General features: G+C 35.8%; 25 protein-coding genes. 19 read left to right on the plus strand and 6 right to left on the minus strand.

Annotated elements, in window-relative coordinates; genetic code table 11:
- Positions 1-76: 76 nt before the first annotated feature.
- Together RCJ96_RS06000 and RCJ96_RS06005 are read right to left on the minus strand one after the other, a co-directional pair.
- The gene (locus RCJ96_RS06000) at positions 77-1198 is read right to left on the minus strand and encodes a Gly-Xaa-Xaa repeat protein (protein WP_446699730.1); all 1122 of its coding nucleotides are present in this window, start codon (positions 1196-1198) and stop codon (positions 77-79) included.
- Positions 1199-1311: 113 nt separating this feature from the next.
- On the minus strand, positions 1312-2277 hold the full coding sequence (locus RCJ96_RS06005; RefSeq protein ID WP_000450314.1) for a tyrosine-type recombinase/integrase: 966 nt from the start codon (positions 2275-2277) through the stop codon (positions 1312-1314).
- 113 nt (positions 2278-2390) lie between these two features.
- Here RCJ96_RS06005 and spoVK point away from each other — a divergent pair, with 113 nt between their 5' ends.
- Positions 2391-3347, plus strand: coding sequence for a stage V sporulation protein K (gene spoVK / locus RCJ96_RS06010; RefSeq protein ID WP_000438184.1), 957 nt, complete (start codon positions 2391-2393; stop codon positions 3345-3347).
- A gap of 34 nt (positions 3348-3381) precedes the next feature.
- On the opposite strand, the gene RCJ96_RS06015 is transcribed toward spoVK, so the two are convergent.
- A complete protein-coding gene (locus tag RCJ96_RS06015; RefSeq protein WP_000181496.1) occupies positions 3382-3516 on the minus strand; it encodes a hypothetical protein in 135 nt (44 codons plus the stop codon).
- Between the two features lie 99 nt (positions 3517-3615).
- Positions 3616-4239, minus strand: a complete 624-nt coding sequence (locus RCJ96_RS06020; protein WP_000312265.1) for a trimeric intracellular cation channel family protein — start codon at positions 4237-4239, stop codon at positions 3616-3618.
- 92 nt (positions 4240-4331) lie between these two features.
- Between RCJ96_RS06020 and hflX the strand changes: the two genes are divergently transcribed.
- From hflX to glnA, 4 genes are all read left to right on the plus strand, one after another.
- Positions 4332-5606 (plus strand): GTPase HflX, encoded by a 1275-nt coding sequence (gene hflX / locus RCJ96_RS06025; protein WP_416503916.1) that lies wholly within the window; start codon positions 4332-4334, stop codon positions 5604-5606.
- Complete coding sequence (locus RCJ96_RS06030; RefSeq protein ID WP_000460300.1) at positions 5599-6870, plus strand: methionine gamma-lyase family protein; 1272 nt, start codon at positions 5599-5601, stop codon at positions 6868-6870. Before hflX ends, RCJ96_RS06030 begins: the two co-directional genes overlap by 8 nt.
- A 174-nt stretch (positions 6871-7044) precedes the next feature.
- Positions 7045-7434, plus strand: coding sequence for a transcriptional repressor GlnR (gene glnR, locus RCJ96_RS06035; RefSeq protein WP_000656782.1), 390 nt, complete (start codon positions 7045-7047; stop codon positions 7432-7434).
- A 48-nt stretch (positions 7435-7482) separates the two neighbouring features.
- Positions 7483-8817, plus strand: coding sequence for a type I glutamate--ammonia ligase (gene glnA, locus RCJ96_RS06040; protein WP_000135330.1), 1335 nt, complete (start codon positions 7483-7485; stop codon positions 8815-8817).
- A 115-nt stretch (positions 8818-8932) separates the two neighbouring features.
- Here the strand turns inward: glnA and RCJ96_RS06045 are convergent, their stop codons facing one another.
- Together RCJ96_RS06045 and RCJ96_RS06050 are read right to left on the minus strand one after the other, a co-directional pair.
- Complete coding sequence (locus RCJ96_RS06045; protein WP_270794092.1) at positions 8933-10090, minus strand: tyrosine-type recombinase/integrase; 1158 nt, start codon at positions 10088-10090, stop codon at positions 8933-8935.
- Between the two features lie 79 nt (positions 10091-10169).
- Positions 10170-10829 (minus strand): LexA family protein, encoded by a 660-nt coding sequence (locus RCJ96_RS06050; RefSeq protein WP_270794094.1) that lies wholly within the window; start codon positions 10827-10829, stop codon positions 10170-10172.
- Positions 10830-11033: 204 nt separating this feature from the next.
- Here RCJ96_RS06050 and RCJ96_RS06055 point away from each other — a divergent pair, with 204 nt between their 5' ends.
- From RCJ96_RS06055 to RCJ96_RS06120, 14 genes are all read left to right on the plus strand, one after another.
- On the plus strand, positions 11034-11246 hold the full coding sequence (locus RCJ96_RS06055) for a hypothetical protein (RefSeq protein ID WP_134197666.1): 213 nt from the start codon (positions 11034-11036) through the stop codon (positions 11244-11246).
- Between the two features lie 73 nt (positions 11247-11319).
- Positions 11320-11589, plus strand: a complete 270-nt coding sequence (locus RCJ96_RS06060) for a hypothetical protein (RefSeq protein ID WP_134197667.1) — start codon at positions 11320-11322, stop codon at positions 11587-11589.
- Positions 11590-11690: 101 nt separating this feature from the next.
- Positions 11691-11858, plus strand: coding sequence for a hypothetical protein (locus RCJ96_RS06065; RefSeq protein WP_446699731.1), 168 nt, complete (start codon positions 11691-11693; stop codon positions 11856-11858).
- A complete protein-coding gene (locus tag RCJ96_RS06070; protein ID WP_438906731.1) occupies positions 11859-12209 on the plus strand; it encodes a YqaI family protein in 351 nt (116 codons plus the stop codon).
- A gap of 94 nt (positions 12210-12303) precedes the next feature.
- On the plus strand, positions 12304-12519 hold the full coding sequence (locus RCJ96_RS06075; RefSeq protein ID WP_446699732.1) for a hypothetical protein: 216 nt from the start codon (positions 12304-12306) through the stop codon (positions 12517-12519).
- Complete coding sequence (locus RCJ96_RS06080) at positions 12504-12707, plus strand: hypothetical protein (protein WP_446699733.1); 204 nt, start codon at positions 12504-12506, stop codon at positions 12705-12707. Before RCJ96_RS06075 ends, RCJ96_RS06080 begins: the two co-directional genes overlap by 16 nt.
- Positions 12707-12988, plus strand: a complete 282-nt coding sequence (locus RCJ96_RS06085) for a hypothetical protein (protein WP_446699734.1) — start codon at positions 12707-12709, stop codon at positions 12986-12988. The genes RCJ96_RS06080 and RCJ96_RS06085 overlap by 1 nt, the downstream gene beginning before the upstream one ends.
- Positions 12966-13514, plus strand: coding sequence for a host-nuclease inhibitor Gam family protein (locus RCJ96_RS06090; protein ID WP_446699735.1), 549 nt, complete (start codon positions 12966-12968; stop codon positions 13512-13514). The genes RCJ96_RS06085 and RCJ96_RS06090 overlap by 23 nt, the downstream gene beginning before the upstream one ends.
- Before the next feature lie 2 nt (positions 13515-13516).
- Positions 13517-13771 (plus strand): hypothetical protein, encoded by a 255-nt coding sequence (locus tag RCJ96_RS06095; RefSeq protein ID WP_446699736.1) that lies wholly within the window; start codon positions 13517-13519, stop codon positions 13769-13771.
- Between the two features lie 2 nt (positions 13772-13773).
- Positions 13774-14190, plus strand: a complete 417-nt coding sequence (locus RCJ96_RS06100) for a hypothetical protein (protein WP_266119085.1) — start codon at positions 13774-13776, stop codon at positions 14188-14190.
- Positions 14191-14868: an AAA family ATPase gene (locus tag RCJ96_RS06105; RefSeq protein ID WP_046646653.1), complete on the plus strand. Its 678-nt coding sequence runs from the start codon at positions 14191-14193 to the stop codon at positions 14866-14868.
- Positions 14868-15026 (plus strand): hypothetical protein, encoded by a 159-nt coding sequence (locus RCJ96_RS06110; RefSeq protein ID WP_446699737.1) that lies wholly within the window; start codon positions 14868-14870, stop codon positions 15024-15026. Before RCJ96_RS06105 ends, RCJ96_RS06110 begins: the two co-directional genes overlap by 1 nt.
- 20 nt (positions 15027-15046) lie before the next feature.
- Positions 15047-15523 (plus strand): DUF669 domain-containing protein, encoded by a 477-nt coding sequence (locus tag RCJ96_RS06115; RefSeq protein WP_446699738.1) that lies wholly within the window; start codon positions 15047-15049, stop codon positions 15521-15523.
- 71 nt (positions 15524-15594) lie between these two features.
- A complete protein-coding gene (locus RCJ96_RS06120; protein ID WP_446699739.1) occupies positions 15595-17949 on the plus strand; it encodes a phage/plasmid primase, P4 family in 2355 nt (784 codons plus the stop codon).
- Positions 17950-18114 lie beyond the last annotated feature (165 nt).

The following is an 18114-nucleotide window of genomic DNA, read 5'->3' on the forward strand; positions in this document are numbered from 1 at the left end:
GAATTATTGTACATAACAAAAAAGAGCGAAATTTCTCGCTCTTTTTTTATTTGCTATAAACAATAAATAGTGAAATTTAAGCGATTCTAAATACAGTTAGACGAATGTTAGTGTTTCCTGTTGCAGGGATCGTAATCTCATTAAGAGTAGATTGGACAGAAATGTTTGCTCCTGCAGCTAATGTTTCGATTGTAGTAAATGAAAGTGAGTCGCCTATTAAATTTGAAGAGAAGTTGTCAGTTGCGACTGCTCCATTTATTGAAATTCCTACTCCGAGTGGCGCACATCCTGGTGCAGTTGTAGAGATGGATACGCTAATTACATAAATACCACCGTTGATAACTGTAACTGTGTCTGTGCCATTAAAGATAATATTATTTACGTTAATTGCAGTACTGAAGATAAAGTTATTAAATTGTAGTACTGTTTGTTGAATGTTGTTTGTTACAACAATTGTTGCTATAGGGAAGCTAGGTCCAGTAGGCCCAGTAGGTCCGGTAACTCCTATACCAGTAGCACCCGTTGGCCCTTGAACACCTTGAGGTCCAGTAGCACCAGTAGCGCCTGTGTTACCTTGAACGCCTTGAGGTCCAGTAGCACCAGTAGCGCCTGTGTTACCTTGAACGCCTTGAGGTCCAGTAGCACCGGTAGCGCCAGTAGCGCCCGTGTTACCTCGAGGTCCGGTAGCGCCAGTAGCACCTGCTGGCCCAGTAGGTCCAGTAGGTCCTTGAATGAATGAAGCAGAATTAACTAGAGCGGTTTGTAATGCTGCGATTAATTTAAGAAGCTCTTGAAGTGTGCAAGGGTCAATTCGGAATAGTTTTGTAATGGATAATAAAAAATTAATTAGATTTTGAAGCTCGATAAATACAGCGCTTGCTACGAAAGTTGGATTTTTTAATATAGTTATTAAGTTTTTAATAATAGCTAACCCTTGTGCTTTCAGGGAGGAAGTGGCGTCTAGTGAACAAATAAATTTACTTAGCAGGTTCAATGTATCGATTAGATCTTCAATATTTTGGGGAGATGGATTTGCGAAAAGTTTTGGGATTATTTTTGTTAAATCGATAATGATTGCGCGAAATGTTCTAAGTTGTGCCTTAGTAACTGGGATTGATGGAGTGTTGGGGATTCGTCCAGCGTTACTTGGAAAGCATGGTTTGGAGAATTTGTTTTGACTGTCGTCATAACGAGACATTAAATCTCTCCTTTCTAATGAGAATGTGAATGAAACTCATCATAGTAGATGCAAAAATTAGTTAAATGGTCATAGTAAAATCGTTTGTTTGAAGAAAAAATAGAAAAAACGCCTTATGATAAGGCGTTTTTTCTATTTTCTGCGTATTGATAATATCGTTTTAGTGAAATTTTTGATTTGAAACCAGCTAGCTTTATAATTTCTGACTCTGGAGTCTCTTTTTTGATTAAATTTAAAATATAGGTGTTACGAAAGTGTTGCCCGGAGATTCCTTTGCGTAAATTAGCTCTAGACACTTCAAGGCGAATCATTTTTTGGATAGCGATTTCTGTTAATCCCTTTGGTGCATCATTCTCGTATACCCATCTGTATGTTCCGCGATTAAAATCGAATGCGACAAATAATGGGTCATTACTATGATATTTTGGACGAACGGGTTCAGGGATGCTTTTGTAATAAGTATATAGTTGTTTTTTGTCTTCACTGGTTAATGTAATTGTTCTTTCTACTCCTGCGGTAGCGGGTATAGATAACGTGTTAGTTTCAAAGTGGACGTGATGCATAGTTAATGATGTAAGTTCCTGTAAGGATAATCCATAGTCAATTAATAAATTTAAAATAGCGATATTACGATCCATCAATAAAGGGCGTACAGGACGTTGTTTTTCTGAAAGTCCTTCTAATGAAGTGACTATATGTTTTAATCTTTTTTCTTCATCAGATGAAATGAAATCTTCATTGCGGAGTGTGCGGTCTGGTTGAATAGAAATTTCCATGTTCTTTAATGGATTAGGAATGTTTAGAAAGTGATGCATTCTATTTAGTACAATGAATACGCGGTGCATCGTTTTCTCTGAGTAATGTCGATTCTTTTTTAAGTCGGAAAAGTAATCTTCGTAGTCTTTTGTACAAAGTGTAGCCCATATATTACTGGAAGGGAGCTTTTTGTTTTTTTCTAACCAATGTCCGAAATCTTCAATGTCATAAACATAACGTTTAATGGTTGAAGGTTTTCGGCCTTTATTCAATAAAAAAATAGAAAAGGCTTGTATTGTATCATGGAATTCCGTTGTCTCCATAGTCCCACCACCTTCATTATTTCTTTTATTATAGCAAACTTTTCTGAAAATAGTCATTTGTAAGGGAGACAAGAATAATAATATTTGGTGAGTGGATAAAATGAGGTGATTGTATGGAACAATCGATGCGAAAGAAAAATAATAATCAAATTAACATTGTGTTAAATCATCGAAAGAAAATTTCTTTACCGGCTGCAGAAAATAAAACAGTAATTTCAAGTGAAACTACTACGAAACATGAGATGCTGCAAAGAATTGAAGAAGAGATGGGAAAGCTCGTTGGGATGGATGATATAAAAAAGATAATAAAAGAAATATATGCTTGGATTTATGTAAATAAAAAAAGACAAGAAATAGGATTGAAGTCTGAGAAGCAAGTGCTTCATATGTTATTTAAAGGGAATCCAGGTACAGGGAAGACAACTGTTGCTAGAATGATAGGGAAATTATTATTTGAGATGAATATTCTATCAAAAGGGCACTTAGTTGAAGCTGAACGTGCGGATCTTGTAGGAGAGTACATCGGTCATACAGCTCAAAAAACAAGAGATTTAATAAAAAAAGCAATGGGAGGAATTTTGTTTATTGATGAGGCGTATTCATTAGCACGAGGGGGAGAAAAAGATTTTGGAAAAGAAGCAATTGATACGCTCGTAAAACATATGGAAGATAAACAACACGGTTTTGTATTGATTTTAGCTGGATATTCAAGAGAGATGAATCATTTTCTTTCATTGAATCCAGGACTGCAATCTCGTTTTCCATTTATAATTGAGTTTGCGGACTACTCAGTAAATCAGTTGTTAGAAATAGGGAAGAGGATGTATGAAGAACGTGAATATCAGTTATCGAAAGAGGCTGAATGGAAATTTAGAGATCATTTACATGCTGTAAAATACTCATCGCAAATTACATCCTTTAGTAATGGACGATATGTCCGGAATATTGTTGAAAAATCGATTCGTACACAAGCTATGCGGTTGTTACAAGAGGATGCATATGATAAATATGATTTGATTGGAATATCAAGCAGTGATTTGATGCTTGAAGAGGAGACGCACAGTACGTAAGCTGTGCGTCTGTTTTTCTGTATAAGTGCTTCTATTATTTTTTTGCTTTTTCTTGATAAGATTTATGGAATCGTTCCATTTTAGCACTTTTTTCGTGTGCGGAATTAGGGTCGTGTCCAATTTGACCTACTGAGCTTTTTTGAGCCCCTTTATTCACATGGTTTGTCATTTGTATTCACCTCGCTTTGAGGATTAGTATAAACATTCTGTAAAGAAAAACTCATTAGAAAAGAAAAACCCCTTTACGATTTGTAAAGAGGTTGGATTGCTATTTATGCATTGAACGTTCGTTTGTGTCGATGCGTCTATGCGGTAAATGCCATTTGTAATGAATAGAAACCATGCGGAAGCAAACAATTAAAATGAATAAGGTGTATAGAGCCCAATCGCTAACAATAATTTGAGCGCCGATTAAGAAACCTGCCAGAATCGTCCAAAAAGCATATACATCAGCTCGAAGAACGAGAGGTTTTCTACGGGCTAAAAGATCGCGGATAATACCGCCTCCAATGCCAGTTAAAACGGCTGCTACGATTGTAGCGCTAATTGGTAAATTTAATTTTTGAGCGTATAATGCCCCTTGTACGGCAAATGCTGATAAGCCGATAGCATCAGTGATGTTTTCCCACTTTTTCCAGTGTCTAATTAATTTATTTGGAAAAAGAAAAATAATCGTCATTGATAAAAGTGCGATTTGGAATAACATGTCTTGTTGCCAAAACGCGACAATCGGATAACCGATTAATAAATTACGAAGGGCACCTCCCCCAAATGCGGTTGCCATTCCTAAAATATACACCCCGAAAATATCATAATCCTCTTCCATTGCAACAATAGCCCCGCTTAATGCGAAAGCAATTGTGCCTATGATGCTAAAAATCTCCCATGCCATGAATTTTCTCCCCCGCTAACTAGATGAAATGTGCTTCCTCTGCTATTATATTAGAAGGTTTAAATTTCGAAAAGGATGAGTGAACATATTTGATGGAAGAAAAAGAGAAAGTCATATTAGTGGGCTGTCAATTGCCGCAAGATGATGATGAAAAATTTATGCATTCCATGAAAGAACTTGCATCATTAGCGAAAACTGCACGGACAGAATTGTTAGTGTCTACAATGCAAAAACGACCGAAGTTTCATCCGGCGACTTATATAGGTAAAGGTAAATTAGAAGAGCTTACAATGTTAACTGAAGAACTAGAACCGGATGTTATCGTATTTAATAACGAATTAACACCGAGTCAAATTCGGAATTTATCCGCAGTATTAGATGCGAGGGTAATTGATCGAACGCAACTCATATTAGATATTTTTGCGCAACGTGCGAAGTCGAGAGAAGGGAAGCTTCAAGTAGAATTAGCTCAGTTGCAATATACAATGCCGCGTCTTATGGGGCAAGGATTGTCTTTATCACGTCTTGGTGGTGGTATTGGAACGAGAGGGCCAGGTGAAACGAAACTTGAGACTGATCGTCGTCATATTCGAGCGCGCGTTGATGAAATAAAGAAGCAACTTGCAGTTGTTGTGGAACATCGAAAAAGATATCGTGAAAGAAGAAAAGATAATAAAGTATTCCAGGTTTCATTAATAGGATATACGAATGCGGGAAAATCTACGCTGTTTAATAGATTAACGGAAGCTGATACGTTTGAAGAAAACTTGTTGTTTGCAACACTAGACCCGACAACAAGGAAGATGCCGCTACCTTCTGGTTATACAGTATTACTAACTGATACAGTTGGTTTTATACAAGATTTACCTACGTCATTAATTGCTGCATTCCGTTCGACGTTAGAAGAAGCTGGTGAAGCGGATGTTATTTTACATGTTGTGGATTCTGCAGATCCTAATTATGTAGGGCATGAGAAAACAGTAAAACAATTGTTGTCAGAACTCGAAATAAATCATATTCCTATTATTACGTTATATAATAAAAAAGATGAATTACATCAAAACTTTATTCCGTTTCCTAAAAATGACTTCTTAATGACTAGTGCTTTTGAAGAAAAGGATCTATTACATATAAAAGAAGCGATAGAAACGAAAATGAAGGAAGAAATGAATCGTTATCAAGTGGAGATTCCTCCGAGTGAAGGTAAGTTATTAACTCTATTAAAGACGGAGACGCTATTAACGAAAATGGAGTTTTTGGAAGATAAATTTGTATATGATTGCGCGGGGTATATTTTTGCTCATTCATCGCTTAATGTACAATTAAAGAGATTTTTAGTGGAAGAAGGAGAAAATAAAAATGTTTGATCGTTTGAAAAATGGAGAAAAAATTGCTCCAATCGTAAAAGAAGTAGAGAGCCAAATTACAGAAGTACATAAACGTGCGGATGAAGTAATTGAAAGTAATCAGTTTCGTGTATTAGAAAGTTTTCGTAAACATAAAATTAGTGATTCACATTTTATTCCGACGACAGGTTACGGTTATGACGATATTGGTCGTGATACGTTAGAAAAAGTGTATGCAGATGTATTTGGAGCGGAAGCTGGCCTAGTTCGTCCGCAAATCATTTCAGGTACTCACGCTATTTCTACAGCGTTATTTGGTATTTTACGTCCAGGAGATGAGTTATTGTACATCACTGGTAAGCCGTATGATACGTTAGAAGAAATCGTTGGTGTACGCGGAAAAGGTGTAGGTTCATTTAAAGAATATAATATTGGTTATAATGCAGTTCCGCTTACTGAAGAGGGGCTTGTTGATTTAGGAGCTGTTGCGGCTGCCATTCATAGTAATACGAAAATGATCGGTATTCAGCGCTCAAAAGGTTATGCTACTCGTCCGTCTTTTACTATTTCTCAAATTAAAGAAATGATAGCGTTTGTTAAAGAAATTAAACCGGATGTTGTCGTGTTTGTAGATAACTGTTATGGCGAGTTTATTGAAGAACAAGAGCCATGTCATGTTGGTGCAGATTTAATGGCGGGTTCGCTTATTAAAAACCCGGGCGGGGGAATTGTTAAAACTGGTGGTTACATTGTTGGTAAAGAACAGTATGTTGAAGCGTGCGCCTATCGTTTAACATCTCCAGGAATCGGTGCGGAAGCAGGGGCATCTTTATACAGTCTGCAAGAAATGTATCAAGGTTTCTTCTTAGCGCCGCATGTAGCAGGACAAGCGCTAAAAGGTGCGATTTTTACGGCTGCATTTTTAGAAAAGTTAGGAATGAATACATCACCAGCGTGGAATGCACCAAGAACAGATTTAATTCAATCTGTTCAATTTGATGACAAAGATCGCATGATTGCATTCTGCCAAGCAATTCAATATGCATCTCCAATTAACTCTCACTTCACTCCATATGCCAACTATATGCCGGGGTATGAAGATGATGTAATTATGGCTGCGGGAACGTTTATTCAAGGTGCAAGTATTGAATTGTCGGCTGATGGTCCAATTCGTCCGCCTTATGTTGCTTACGTACAAGGTGGGCTAACTTATTCGCATGTGAAGATTGCGATTTGTTCTGCAATTGATGCATTAATTGAAAAAGAATTATTAACAATTTCTTAAAGGGAAGCTGTCGATTTCGACAGCTTTTTTCGCGTGAAAGTAATGATTTATTTCATTAGAAAAAAGAATGAAAAAATTTTTAAAAAATCATGTAAGAAAAGCTAACATCTATTGACATCAAACATAACATGGTATAAAATGAGAAGCAGTTAAGGCGAAGGAGGAACTGAAACGATGAAAGAAGATAGACGTTCTGCCCCGCTGTTTCCTATTGGTATTGTTATGGATTTAACACAATTATCTGCACGTCAAATTCGCTACTATGAAGAGCATAATCTTGTTTCTCCAACCCGTACAAAGGGGAATCGTAGATTATTTTCATTTAACGATGTAGATAAGTTGTTAGAGATTAAAGATTTATTAGATCAAGGCTTGAATATGGCTGGTATTAAACAAGTGTTACTAATGAAAGAAAATCAAACAGAAGCAGTGAAAATAAAAGAAGAAACGAAAGAAATTTCAAAAACTGAGCTTCGCAAAATACTTCGAGACGAACTACAACATACAGGTAGATTTAATCGAACTTCATTGCGACAAGGTGATATTTCAAGGTTTTTTCACTAAAGAGAACTGATTCTGAAGGTGTTTAGAGGGACTAAGGAGGAATTTATAATGGCTAGGTACACAAAAGAAGATATTTTCCGTTTGGCGAAAGAAGAGAATGTAAAGTATATCCGATTACAATTTACGGACCTTTTAGGGGTAATTAAAAACGTAGAAATTCCAGTGAGCCAATTAACAAAAGCTCTTGATAACAAAATGATGTTTGATGGATCTTCTATTGAAGGTTTCGTACGTATTGAAGAATCTGATATGTACTTATATCCAGACTTAGATACTTGGGTGATTTTCCCTTGGACAGCTGAAAAAGGTAAAGTAGCTCGATTAATCTGTGATATTTACAATGCAGATGGCACTCCATTTGAAGGGGATCCACGTAACAATTTAAAACGTGTATTAAAAGAAATGGAAGCTTTAGGATTCTCAGATTTCAATCTTGGACCAGAGCCAGAATTCTTCCTATTCAAAGTAGATGAAAAAGGAAATCCAACATTAGAATTAAACGATAACGGTGGATACTTCGACCTTGCGCCGATGGATCTAGGGGAAAACTGTCGTCGTGATATCGTTCTTGAACTTGAAGAAATGGGCTTTGAAATTGAAGCGTCTCACCATGAGGTTGCTCCAGGGCAGCACGAAATTGACTTCAAATATGCAAATGCAATTCGTTCATGTGATGACATTCAAACATTCAAACTTGTTGTAAAAACAATTGCTCGTAAACACGGTTTACACGCAACATTTATGCCAAAACCATTATACGGTGTGAACGGTTCAGGTATGCACTGTAACTTATCACTATTCAAAAATGGTGAGAACGTATTCTATGATCAAAACGGTGACTTACAATTAAGTGATGATGCTCGTCACTTCATCGCAGGTATTTTAAAACACGCACCAGCATTTACAGCGGTGGCAAACCCAACTGTAAACTCTTACAAGCGTTTAGTACCTGGATACGAAGCTCCTTGTTACGTAGCATGGTCTGCACAAAACCGTAGTCCATTAGTACGTATCCCTGCATCTCGTGGTATTAGTACACGCGTAGAAGTACGTAGTGTTGACCCAGCTGCAAATCCATATTTAGTAATGGCTACATTATTAGCAGCAGGTCTTGATGGAATTAAAAACAAATTAACTCCACCAGCTGCAGTAGATCGTAACATCTACGTAATGACAAAAGAAGAGCGCGAAGAAGCAGGTATCGTTGACTTACCAGCAACATTAGCGCAAGCTTTAGTTACATTACAATCTAACGAAGTAATTAGTAACGCATTAGGAGATCACTTACTTGAGCACTTCATCGAAGCGAAAGAAATTGAGTGGGATATCTTCCGTACGCAAGTTCACCAATGGGAACGCGATCAATATATGTCTCTTTACTAAGAGGTTTAAACCCTTGACACATAACGTGTTGAGGGTTTTTTTATTGTGGGCAAAATGATAATAATTTGAGGGATTAAAATTGATGCCCACAAAATGCCCACAAATATCTTAAAAATTACTCTAAGATACTTCGCATATGTTCCTCGAATTTGGCCATTGCTTCTTGATCTAGCTTCTTACTAATGTGGGAATATACATCAGCAGTAATTTGCATACTGCCATGTCCAAGACGTTCTTGTAAGTATTTCATACTTGCTCCAGCTTCAATCTGTAATACAGCATGCGTATGGCGCAATGAATGTATAGGTAATGATGGTAAATCTGCTTTCTTTAAAATTCTAGAGAAGGAGTTGAAAAGACTAGACTTAGGTAGATAATTTCCATCATTTCTACAGAAAACTAAGTTAAATTCAAAGTAGTAACAATCATTTAATGCAATTTTATTTTGGTTTTGATATTTCTGGTGGAAGCGTAAATCGCTAGCAAGTCCCTCGCTAATAGTGATGGTTCGCTTTGAATTATAGTTTTTTGTATCTCCAAACATCATTTCAGGGTTTTTAGAAGCTAACCTGAAATCCAATGATTTATTTATGGTAATTGTCTTTTCCTTTAAGTCAATGTCAGTCCATTGAAGTGCTGCAGCTTCTCCCTTTCGCATCCCCGTTTCAATAAGAGCTTTGTAAAAAATCCAATAAATATAATCATATTTATAAGCTTCTCTCAAAAAGTCAGCAATTCGATCCGATTCAATAAATTTTACTTCAGATTCTTTTGCTTTAACTTTTATTTCTACTCCTGTACAAGGGTTTTTAGTTATCTTTTCTAGAATTATAGCTTTTTCCATAGCGTTATTCATAGTCCCATGAACAATCTCAATAGTACGTCTACTGTAGCCGTTATCGACTAAAGAATTAATAAACTTTTGGTATAGTACTGGTTTGAAATCTTTTAAAAGAATGTTTTTAAAATAAGGGATAATGTGCTTTTCTATATTGTTTTGATGAGAGAGAAGCGTATTTATTGCTACTGTCCCTTTTTTATATTCGTTTAACCATGTAATGAGGTACTCTTTCATGGATTCGCCAGTTAGATTCGTGCCTTCACGTAACTGTCGTTCCATTTCTTCAGCCGCTAATTTTGCTTCCGCTTTGCTTGAAAATCCTTTTTTAGATTTCTCTTTGAATTTTTGAGTGATTAAATCTTTATATCGTATTCGATATTCCCAAGAATCTTTATTTGACCCTTTTTTACGATATTTATGGAAACTAGCCATTTAAGAACTCCTTTCCAATTTGTTTAAAAAGAGTAGACCGTCGCCTACTCTTTGGTGTTAAATTGCTAGCGCTAGAAATTTAATAATTCTTTACTGCTTGTACAACACGTCCAATAACTTTTACATCTTCCGTTGAAAGATCATAAGTTTGTGGCTTGTGAATAGGATCATTACTCAATGGAATTAAAGTAATGATATTTCCGGATCTCGATACCTTTTTGACCGTTGCATCATAACCATTGACTTTTACGACCGCAATTTGTCCATTTTCTACAAACGGTGTTTCTTCCACAAGGACAAATGAGCCTTCAGGGAATTCAAGATTCATACTTGTACCTCTAACAATGAGATAAAAATACTTTTTAGCTGAATTCAAGAAAGTGGATAGCATTGGTAAATAACCTTCAATGTTTTCTTCTGCGAATATTGGTGTACCAGCTGCGACAGCTCCTATTATAGGGATGTGGGTAATATTCGATTGATTTTTGTCGACTGTTTCATATATAGATAACTCTTCTTTGACCTTGTCAGTACTTTGGTTTTCTAGTCGCTCTAAATCATCGGTAGTAATCCCTAATCCTTTACATACTTTAATTACATTATCAACAGATGCCTTGCCTATGCCTCTTGATAGCATTGATTGTAATGTTGTAGGTGGTAGTCCGATTTTTTCTGCAAAAGCTCTTTTACTATAACCAGCTTCTTTTATTAAGTGCGTAATAATCTCCGCCTTCTTCATTAATTTCACCTCCTTTCGAATTGAAATGTATACGATATTTCGTATATCTGTTTATATCATAACCTAACTGAAATTGTATGTAAATAGAAAAACATACGAAAATGAGTATTTTTTTTCGTTTTTTCGTTGACTTTGTACGAAAATGCGTTTATATTGAAAGAGAAATGAACGCAATATCGTACAAAAAGATTGGGTGGTGAGAAAATGTATCCGAATTTGCGTGCAGAGATGGCGAGAAAAGGAATTATGATTACAGAAGTGTCTTCGCACCTGAATCTTCGCCACGCGACAGTTAGTGACAAGATAAATGGAAAGTTTCGTTTTTACTATGACGAAGCACTTGAAATTAAGAAAACTTTTTTTCCAGAACATAATTTAGAGTATCTATTTGAGTTTGAAGAAAATAAAGTCAATTGAGTTTCGAGGAGAAATCCTCACTTTTTTTAAAAAGAAAATGTCGAATTTTCTTGGCGAGAAAGAAGGTGAGAACATGCTTAATATTCAATTGGATAACCAAATCATTGAAAAACGTTTTATAGAAGAGTTAAGAAAGCGTTTGGATCAAATTGAAAGACGAAAGACCTTGTGGGACATGAAAGAACTCTGTAAACAAACAAGTATGAGTGAAAATACTATAAAAGAGAAGTTCTTCTATGATGAACGTTTTTCAAAATACAAAATAGGTGGGAAATGGTACTTTCCAGCGGTTGAAACGGAACATTTTTTACTAATGTGGATAAGGGAACAACCAATACATTAATAAATAAGGGCTTATTTTTTTGTAATAAAAATGTCGAATTTTGTCTCTTTATAAAGAACAGTTAATTCTCTGAAAAGAACAGACAAGAGGAGTGAAGAAAAATGAACGGAGTATTATCCGCAACAAGAATCATGAAAGGTCATGAAGTAAGAAAAAGATGTGCTGAAGCGAAGAACAGTCCTACATTGTTACTGGCTATGGAGTTAGAAGCAAAGCGTAAGTTATATGAAAAGAACCGTAAGGTTTCATCTCGAAGGGAGGTGAGTTAATTGAAGGAAGTAACATTGGTTTTTAAATCAGGCGCAAAGGTTAGTTTTACGGCAGCGCAATTTAAAACATTTAACAATAGTTTTGGTGCATTATCAAAAATCGAATGGGAAGGTATTACTGGAAAGGTACCACTTCACATTGGGATGAGCAATATCGATGCAATATTTGTGGAAGAGATTGCTGAAAAGGAATCTATTAAAGAACCTGATCATCCAATTGAAGATTGCTATGGTTGTGAAATTCAGCAAGATGATAAGTATTTTATGTTTGGCCAGGATATCGTACTTAAAGAAAATTTAACGGATTACTTAATTGAGAAACAAAATGTTGAGTGCTTTCGAGCTGTATAAAAGAAAAACCACCTGCGCCAACAGGTGATTTAGAAAAGAAAATTCACAGTCATTATAGCATGAATAGATTTCCTGTAAAGGAGGTTACATATTAATGTGTAAATTTACGCCAGAACAAATTGAACGTGCAGCCGCTAATGGAATTAGTAAATCACTTTTATATACACGTACAAGTAACAAAATGAAAATGAGCGTAGAAGAAGCCATAACTACACCTAAGATGTCCAAAGCTGAAGCTGGACGTAAAGGTAAAGCGAATGGACCTAATTTTACTTTTAAGCGAGGGGAATCTGCATGGATAAACAATTAGCACCTAAAACTATATATCTAGTAAGTGTAGGTAATTTATTTGTTAGTAAAGCGAATCCATTGGTCGTAACTAAGTTAGTGAAAAGTGCAATGGAATTTGAATATGAAGAATCAAAACAAGTAGCCAATGATGTTGGTGGAGAAGTTATCCGCAAAACAGTGGAATATGCCAGGGTGGTGGAATTCTAATGGATATTAAAGCGATTGAAGAATATGTACAAGTTGCGAACAAAGCTTATGATTACGGAATTCTTAGGTCATGGAGTAATGAAATTCATGTAACAAGTGAACTGCTTGGAAAGCTTCTAAATGAAGAAGGAAGTTTAGATGTAGTGAAACATGAGGGTTCTGAATATCCGATTCAAATTAGTTTAACGATAAACGAATTAACTTATTTTTCTCTTCTAACTGAGAAAGAATTTGAAAACAAATTTGGAGGTAATATCGATGAATGCATTACAACAAAATGAATTATTAGAAGTGGACCAATTACAAGATGCGGAGCAACAGTTTGAAATTACGGATATTAACAGTTTAAATTGGGCATTCCGTAAATTAACGGCTCTTAAAGCGCAAGAAAAGCAAATTACAACACTAGCAAATGATGAACGTGAGCGTATTACTGAATGGGAGAAAAATGAATTAAAGCCCGTCCACAATACTATTTCATTCTTTGAAACTCATATCCGACGTTATCACATGGAACAACTTGCAGCGGATCCAAAGCAGAAAACAATTAGTACACCTTATGGTAAATCAAAAACTCGTAAGAGTAAGGAAGCTCCTGAACAACAGGATAAAGCCCAGGTACTTCAATATGCTATTGAAAATAATCTGGATGATTGCTTAAAAACAGAAGTCAAATGGACTGATTTCAAGAAGAAATTAAAAATTGTAGAAATCAGTGGTGAGAAAGTAATTGTGGATGAGGATGGACAAATTGTCCCAGGGGTAACGGTTAAACCTGAATCTATTTCTTATAGTGTGGAAGTTTAGGAATGATCCAGTTTTATAAAGGAATAAAGTTAGAACTTATTAATCGTAATTACAAAAACTATGCAGCAAAACGATTTACATTAGGTGGAACAAATCAAAACGTATGGATTCCTAATAAACATTTAAATCCTGACGGATCCATAAAAGAAAATGAAAATATTGATTATGTACTTCGAAAAGCTCAAAGGCAGCTAGAGCTTGCTGGATATACAGAGCCGATTATCGGAATTAAAAGACGATCAATTGTGGAGGTATAAGAATGGGTGCATACGATACACCAACAAAAGAATGTCCATATTGCAAAGAAGAAATGGAAGCTGATTTTGTAGATATAGGAATTGGGATGCAACAGTGTGGACCATATCATTGTCAAGTGTGTGGCGCAAGTGAAATTGGTCCAGAACTATACGATTGGTATTACCAAGATAGAGAAGGAAGAACTTTGTATTTAACTGGAAAACGTCGTTATTATATTTGGGCGAAAAAGAAATATAAATTTAGCGGAAATCCAGTTTTAAAGCCAGGGCATCCATTCTCTAAAACGGAGTTAGAAACTGGTTATTATCAAGGGAGAATATCTCCTTATGCCAATACAGTTAACGGAATGTTAGTAGACCATGTAACAGCTAAATCTGCATATAACCTTGGATTGCTAGATGAAAAAGGAGTGAATTAAATGAAAACTAAAAACGGTACTGAAATTACGAAAAGTGAAAGAGCAAAAATTATTGCTTATTCAAAACCAGGCAGTGGGAAAACAACGGTTGCTGGGTTATTACCAGGAAAAACATTGGTATTTGATATTGATGGGACAAGCCAAGTGTTATCTGGTTATGAAAATGTAGATGTAGCTGAAATTGATGAGAGCAATCCGCATGATAGCATTCTACAGTTTTATGCACTTGCAAAAGCTAATATCGATAAGTATGACAATATTTTCATCGATAATTTAACTCATTATCAAAAGTTATGGTTGCTTAAAAAAGGCGAAGATACTAAAAGTGGTATGCCTGAATTGAAGCATTACGCTTTGCTAGATAACCATCTTTTAAAGTTAGTAGAAACATTTAAGGCATTAGATGCAAATATTATTTTCACGGCTTGGGAGACAACAAGAACTATCATTCATGATGATGGTCAGCAATATACACAGTTCATTCCTGATATTCGAGATAAAATCGTTAATCACATTATGGGAATTGTTCATGTCGTTGGACGATTAGTTAAAAAAGCCGATGGGACACGAGGGTTCATCTTAGAAGGTGACCAAAGTGTTTACGCTAAGAATCATTTAGATACGCGCCAAGGCTGCATACAAGAAGAATTAATATTAGCGAATGTGGAGAAAGCATGATGACACAAGAGCAGCTCATTGAAATACAAAAGAAGTTAGCAATGCAATTCATGCAAAAAGTTGATATTTATCACTATGAAAAATACAGAGGGATTTTGGTTGTAGGACATGGACAAGTACTCCATCCACACAACATTCTTGCTGTAATACCATATTAAAACAATTGGAGGAATAAATAATGTCATTCTTTAAATTTGATGAAACAAACGTAAATACAGGTTTTGAATTAGTTGCCGAAGGTAAATATGAAGCGGTAATTGTAAATGCGGAAGCTGGTAAAACACAAGCTGGCAAAGATAAATTAACAGTAGATTTTGAGATTCGTAGTGATGTGCCGCAGAATCACCAAGGTGCAAAAATCCTTTATAACATGTTTACATTCGAACATGAGGTTTCAGTAAGAATCGTTAACTCATTATTAAAAGCATGCGGTTTTGGTAATAATCATGCATTCACTTCTGCTGAAGATATGGGCAAGCAACTTATTAATAAGAACTTAAAAATCACTGTAAAGCATGAAGAGTATGACAAAGTAGTTGATGGTAAGAAGGAAAAACGAACAGCTGCTAAAGCAAAATACTATGATGTGTCGGATGTAAATCCAATTACAAGTGGTCCAGCAGTAACGGTGGGCGATGATGATTTACCATTCTAAATAACTAAATAGAGAGGTTGGTTTTGCCGACTTCTCTTTTTTATACCCTAAAAAGCTAATTGGAGGGCGCAATGAAAGAAAATCCATACAATTTTAATGAAATCCCTACTGAGTTAAAAGCCCTTCCGCAATGGATCTTATGGCGTAAGGAAAAAAGAAACGGCAAACCAACAAAAGTTCCATATCAAGTCACTGGTGAAATGGCTCAAGCAAATAACAGACGTACCTGGTCAACATTTGCAACGGCGGTCAAATTCTACTTAGAAGGTGATTATGACGGAATAGGCTTTGTATTCAGTAAGCAGGATAAGTATATAGGAGTCGATATTGATAAGTGCGTTGTAGATGAAAAAACAAATGCATTTGCAACGGAGATTATCGATACACTAGATAGCTATACCGAGTTTTCGCCGTCAGGAAATGGGATTCATATCATTATCAGAGGTGGCCTTCCACAATCTGTTTTAGGTACTGGACGGAAAAATACAAAGCATGGTTTGGAAATTTACTCATACGGTCGCTTCTTTACCTTTACTGGAAATCGTGAGAATTCCAATGATGTATATGAGCGAACGGATGAACTAGCTGAAGTATTCGAAAAGTATTTTGATGATAGTGACATTCAAGGGCGTGTAAATTTAGCGGAGTTTGAAAAAGATGAAATTAAAATTTCAAATGATGCTCTATGGGAAAGAATGTTTAGAAGTAAAAACGGTGATGAGATTCGTTCATTATACAACGGCAACTTAATAAATAATGACCATTCGGCAACTGATCTTGCTTTATGTAATCACCTAGCTTTCTGGACAGGCAAATCAGCAACCCGAATGGATGCAATGTTCCGTGAGACTAGCTTAATTCGTGACAAATGGGATGTTATTCATTTTAGCGATACAAATGAAACGTACGGCGAAAGAACGATAGGAACAGCCATTTCATCTACTTCCACAACTATTTTAGATAATAAGCAACAATTCGAAGAATTTTCCTTTGATTTCATTAATGAAGATGCGGTTGAAGTTGTGGAGGACAAGCCGAAAAAGAAATTTCGTTTAACTGAATTAGGAAATGCCGAACGTATTGCATATGAATATGGCCATGTAATTAAATATGTTAGCGATATTGGTTGGTACATATGGGACGGCAAACGTTGGAAGCTAGATACAAAAAAAGAGATTGAAAGAATTACAGCAAAAGTACTTCGCAGCTTATATAAGTCAGAAGATGAAGCGGAAACGAAATGGGCGCGAATGTGTGAACGTAGAAACATCCGAATGAATAGTATTAAGGACCTTATGCCATTAGTACCAGGAGAACGCGAGGACTTTGATAGACATAAATATTTATTCAATGTCGAGAACGGTATTGTGGATTTAAAAACAGGGAAGCTGCAGCAACATGATCGGGAACTTGGTTTAACTAAAATTACTAATATTTCATTTGATGAAAACGCGAAATGTCCAGAATGGCTTAATTTCTTAGATCAAATTTTCCAAGGTGATAAAGAACTTGTGGACTATATGCAGCGGTTAATTGGTTATTCCCTAACAGGAGAAATTACGGAGCAAATAATGGTCTTCTTGATTGGTGGAGGTTCCAATGGAAAATCGACCTTTATTAATACAATTAAGGACTTGTTGGGTGAATACGGTAAACAAGCTAAATCAGATACTTTCATCAAGAAAAAAGAAACAGGAGCCAATAATGATATCGCTAGATTAGTGGGAGCCCGTTTTGTATCTGCAATAGAAAGTGAAGAGGGTGAACAACTCTCAGAAGCTTTTGTAAAGCAAATTACAGGTGGTGAACCAGTGTTGGCTCGTTTCCTTAGACAAGAATATTTTGAGTTCATACCAGAGTTTAAAGTCTTCTTCACTACAAATCATAAGCCAGTAATTAAAGGTGTTGATGAAGGTATTTGGAGACGTATTCGCTTGATTCCATTTAACTTACAACTTCCAAAAGAGAAGCGTGATAAGAAATTACCAGAGAAGATAAGTCTTGAAATGCCTGGCATTCTGAATTGGGCGATTGAGGGTTGCTTGAAGTGGCAGAAGTCGGGACTAAACGATCCAGCAATTGTAATGAAAGCAACTGGCGATTATAAAGAGGAAATGGATATTCTCGGTCCGTTCATGTTTGAGTGTTGTTTTAAACGGGGAGACGTTCAAATTGAAGCAAAAGAATTATATGAAGTTTATTCCAATTGGTGTTTCCGAAATGGTGAGCATCAGTTAAAAAATAGAGCGTTTTACAGAATTTTAGAATCCCAAGGATTCAAAAGAGAACGTGGTAGTAAAAATAAGTATTATGTCAAAGGTGTTACTTTAACAGACCGAAAAAATACTTTTCAGCAGCAAAAGTTACTGAAAAACGATGAAAATAGCCAAAGTGTTACTAAAAGTAACCCATTTAAAATTACTTGAAACCCTTGATACATAAGGGCTCAAGGTACTTTTTATACTCTTTTTGTTACTTTTGTTACTAAAAATATATATAAACAAAAAATAAATATATATATAAGTATTCTATTAGGGGGCTTAATGCTCAAAATAGGTAACAAAAGTAACCTAGGCACCTTAATCCCTTGG

Source organism: Bacillus sp. BSL6, from assembly GCF_052928345.1.

What these genes read in the sequence shown, in the direction of transcription:
- RCJ96_RS06000 (WP_446699730.1), bottom strand. Translation starts at nt 1,198, where the DNA reads ATGTCTCGTTATGACGACAGTCAAAACAAATTCTCCAAACCATGCTTT.
- RCJ96_RS06005 (WP_000450314.1), bottom strand. Translation starts at nt 2,277, where the DNA reads ATGGAGACAACGGAATTCCATGATACAATACAAGCCTTTTCTATTTTT.
- spoVK (WP_000438184.1), top strand. Translation starts at nt 2,391, where the DNA reads ATGGAACAATCGATGCGAAAGAAAAATAATAATCAAATTAACATTGTG.
- RCJ96_RS06015 (WP_000181496.1), bottom strand. Translation starts at nt 3,516, where the DNA reads ATGACAAACCATGTGAATAAAGGGGCTCAAAAAAGCTCAGTAGGTCAA.
- RCJ96_RS06020 (WP_000312265.1), bottom strand. Translation starts at nt 4,239, where the DNA reads ATGGCATGGGAGATTTTTAGCATCATAGGCACAATTGCTTTCGCATTA.
- hflX (WP_416503916.1), top strand. Translation starts at nt 4,332, where the DNA reads ATGGAAGAAAAAGAGAAAGTCATATTAGTGGGCTGTCAATTGCCGCAA.
- RCJ96_RS06030 (WP_000460300.1), top strand. Translation starts at nt 5,599, where the DNA reads ATGTTTGATCGTTTGAAAAATGGAGAAAAAATTGCTCCAATCGTAAAA.
- glnR (WP_000656782.1), top strand. Translation starts at nt 7,045, where the DNA reads ATGAAAGAAGATAGACGTTCTGCCCCGCTGTTTCCTATTGGTATTGTT.
- glnA (WP_000135330.1), top strand. Translation starts at nt 7,483, where the DNA reads ATGGCTAGGTACACAAAAGAAGATATTTTCCGTTTGGCGAAAGAAGAG.
- RCJ96_RS06045 (WP_270794092.1), bottom strand. Translation starts at nt 10,090, where the DNA reads ATGGCTAGTTTCCATAAATATCGTAAAAAAGGGTCAAATAAAGATTCT.
- RCJ96_RS06050 (WP_270794094.1), bottom strand. Translation starts at nt 10,829, where the DNA reads ATGAAGAAGGCGGAGATTATTACGCACTTAATAAAAGAAGCTGGTTAT.
- RCJ96_RS06055 (WP_134197666.1), top strand. Translation starts at nt 11,034, where the DNA reads ATGTATCCGAATTTGCGTGCAGAGATGGCGAGAAAAGGAATTATGATT.
- RCJ96_RS06060 (WP_134197667.1), top strand. Translation starts at nt 11,320, where the DNA reads ATGCTTAATATTCAATTGGATAACCAAATCATTGAAAAACGTTTTATA.
- RCJ96_RS06065 (WP_446699731.1), top strand. Translation starts at nt 11,691, where the DNA reads ATGAACGGAGTATTATCCGCAACAAGAATCATGAAAGGTCATGAAGTA.
- RCJ96_RS06075 (WP_446699732.1), top strand. Translation starts at nt 12,304, where the DNA reads ATGTGTAAATTTACGCCAGAACAAATTGAACGTGCAGCCGCTAATGGA.
- RCJ96_RS06080 (WP_446699733.1), top strand. Translation starts at nt 12,504, where the DNA reads ATGGATAAACAATTAGCACCTAAAACTATATATCTAGTAAGTGTAGGT.
- RCJ96_RS06085 (WP_446699734.1), top strand. Translation starts at nt 12,707, where the DNA reads ATGGATATTAAAGCGATTGAAGAATATGTACAAGTTGCGAACAAAGCT.
- RCJ96_RS06090 (WP_446699735.1), top strand. Translation starts at nt 12,966, where the DNA reads ATGAATGCATTACAACAAAATGAATTATTAGAAGTGGACCAATTACAA.
- RCJ96_RS06095 (WP_446699736.1), top strand. Translation starts at nt 13,517, where the DNA reads ATGATCCAGTTTTATAAAGGAATAAAGTTAGAACTTATTAATCGTAAT.
- RCJ96_RS06100 (WP_266119085.1), top strand. Translation starts at nt 13,774, where the DNA reads ATGGGTGCATACGATACACCAACAAAAGAATGTCCATATTGCAAAGAA.
- RCJ96_RS06105 (WP_046646653.1), top strand. Translation starts at nt 14,191, where the DNA reads ATGAAAACTAAAAACGGTACTGAAATTACGAAAAGTGAAAGAGCAAAA.
- RCJ96_RS06110 (WP_446699737.1), top strand. Translation starts at nt 14,868, where the DNA reads ATGACACAAGAGCAGCTCATTGAAATACAAAAGAAGTTAGCAATGCAA.
- RCJ96_RS06115 (WP_446699738.1), top strand. Translation starts at nt 15,047, where the DNA reads ATGTCATTCTTTAAATTTGATGAAACAAACGTAAATACAGGTTTTGAA.
- RCJ96_RS06120 (WP_446699739.1), top strand. Translation starts at nt 15,595, where the DNA reads ATGAAAGAAAATCCATACAATTTTAATGAAATCCCTACTGAGTTAAAA.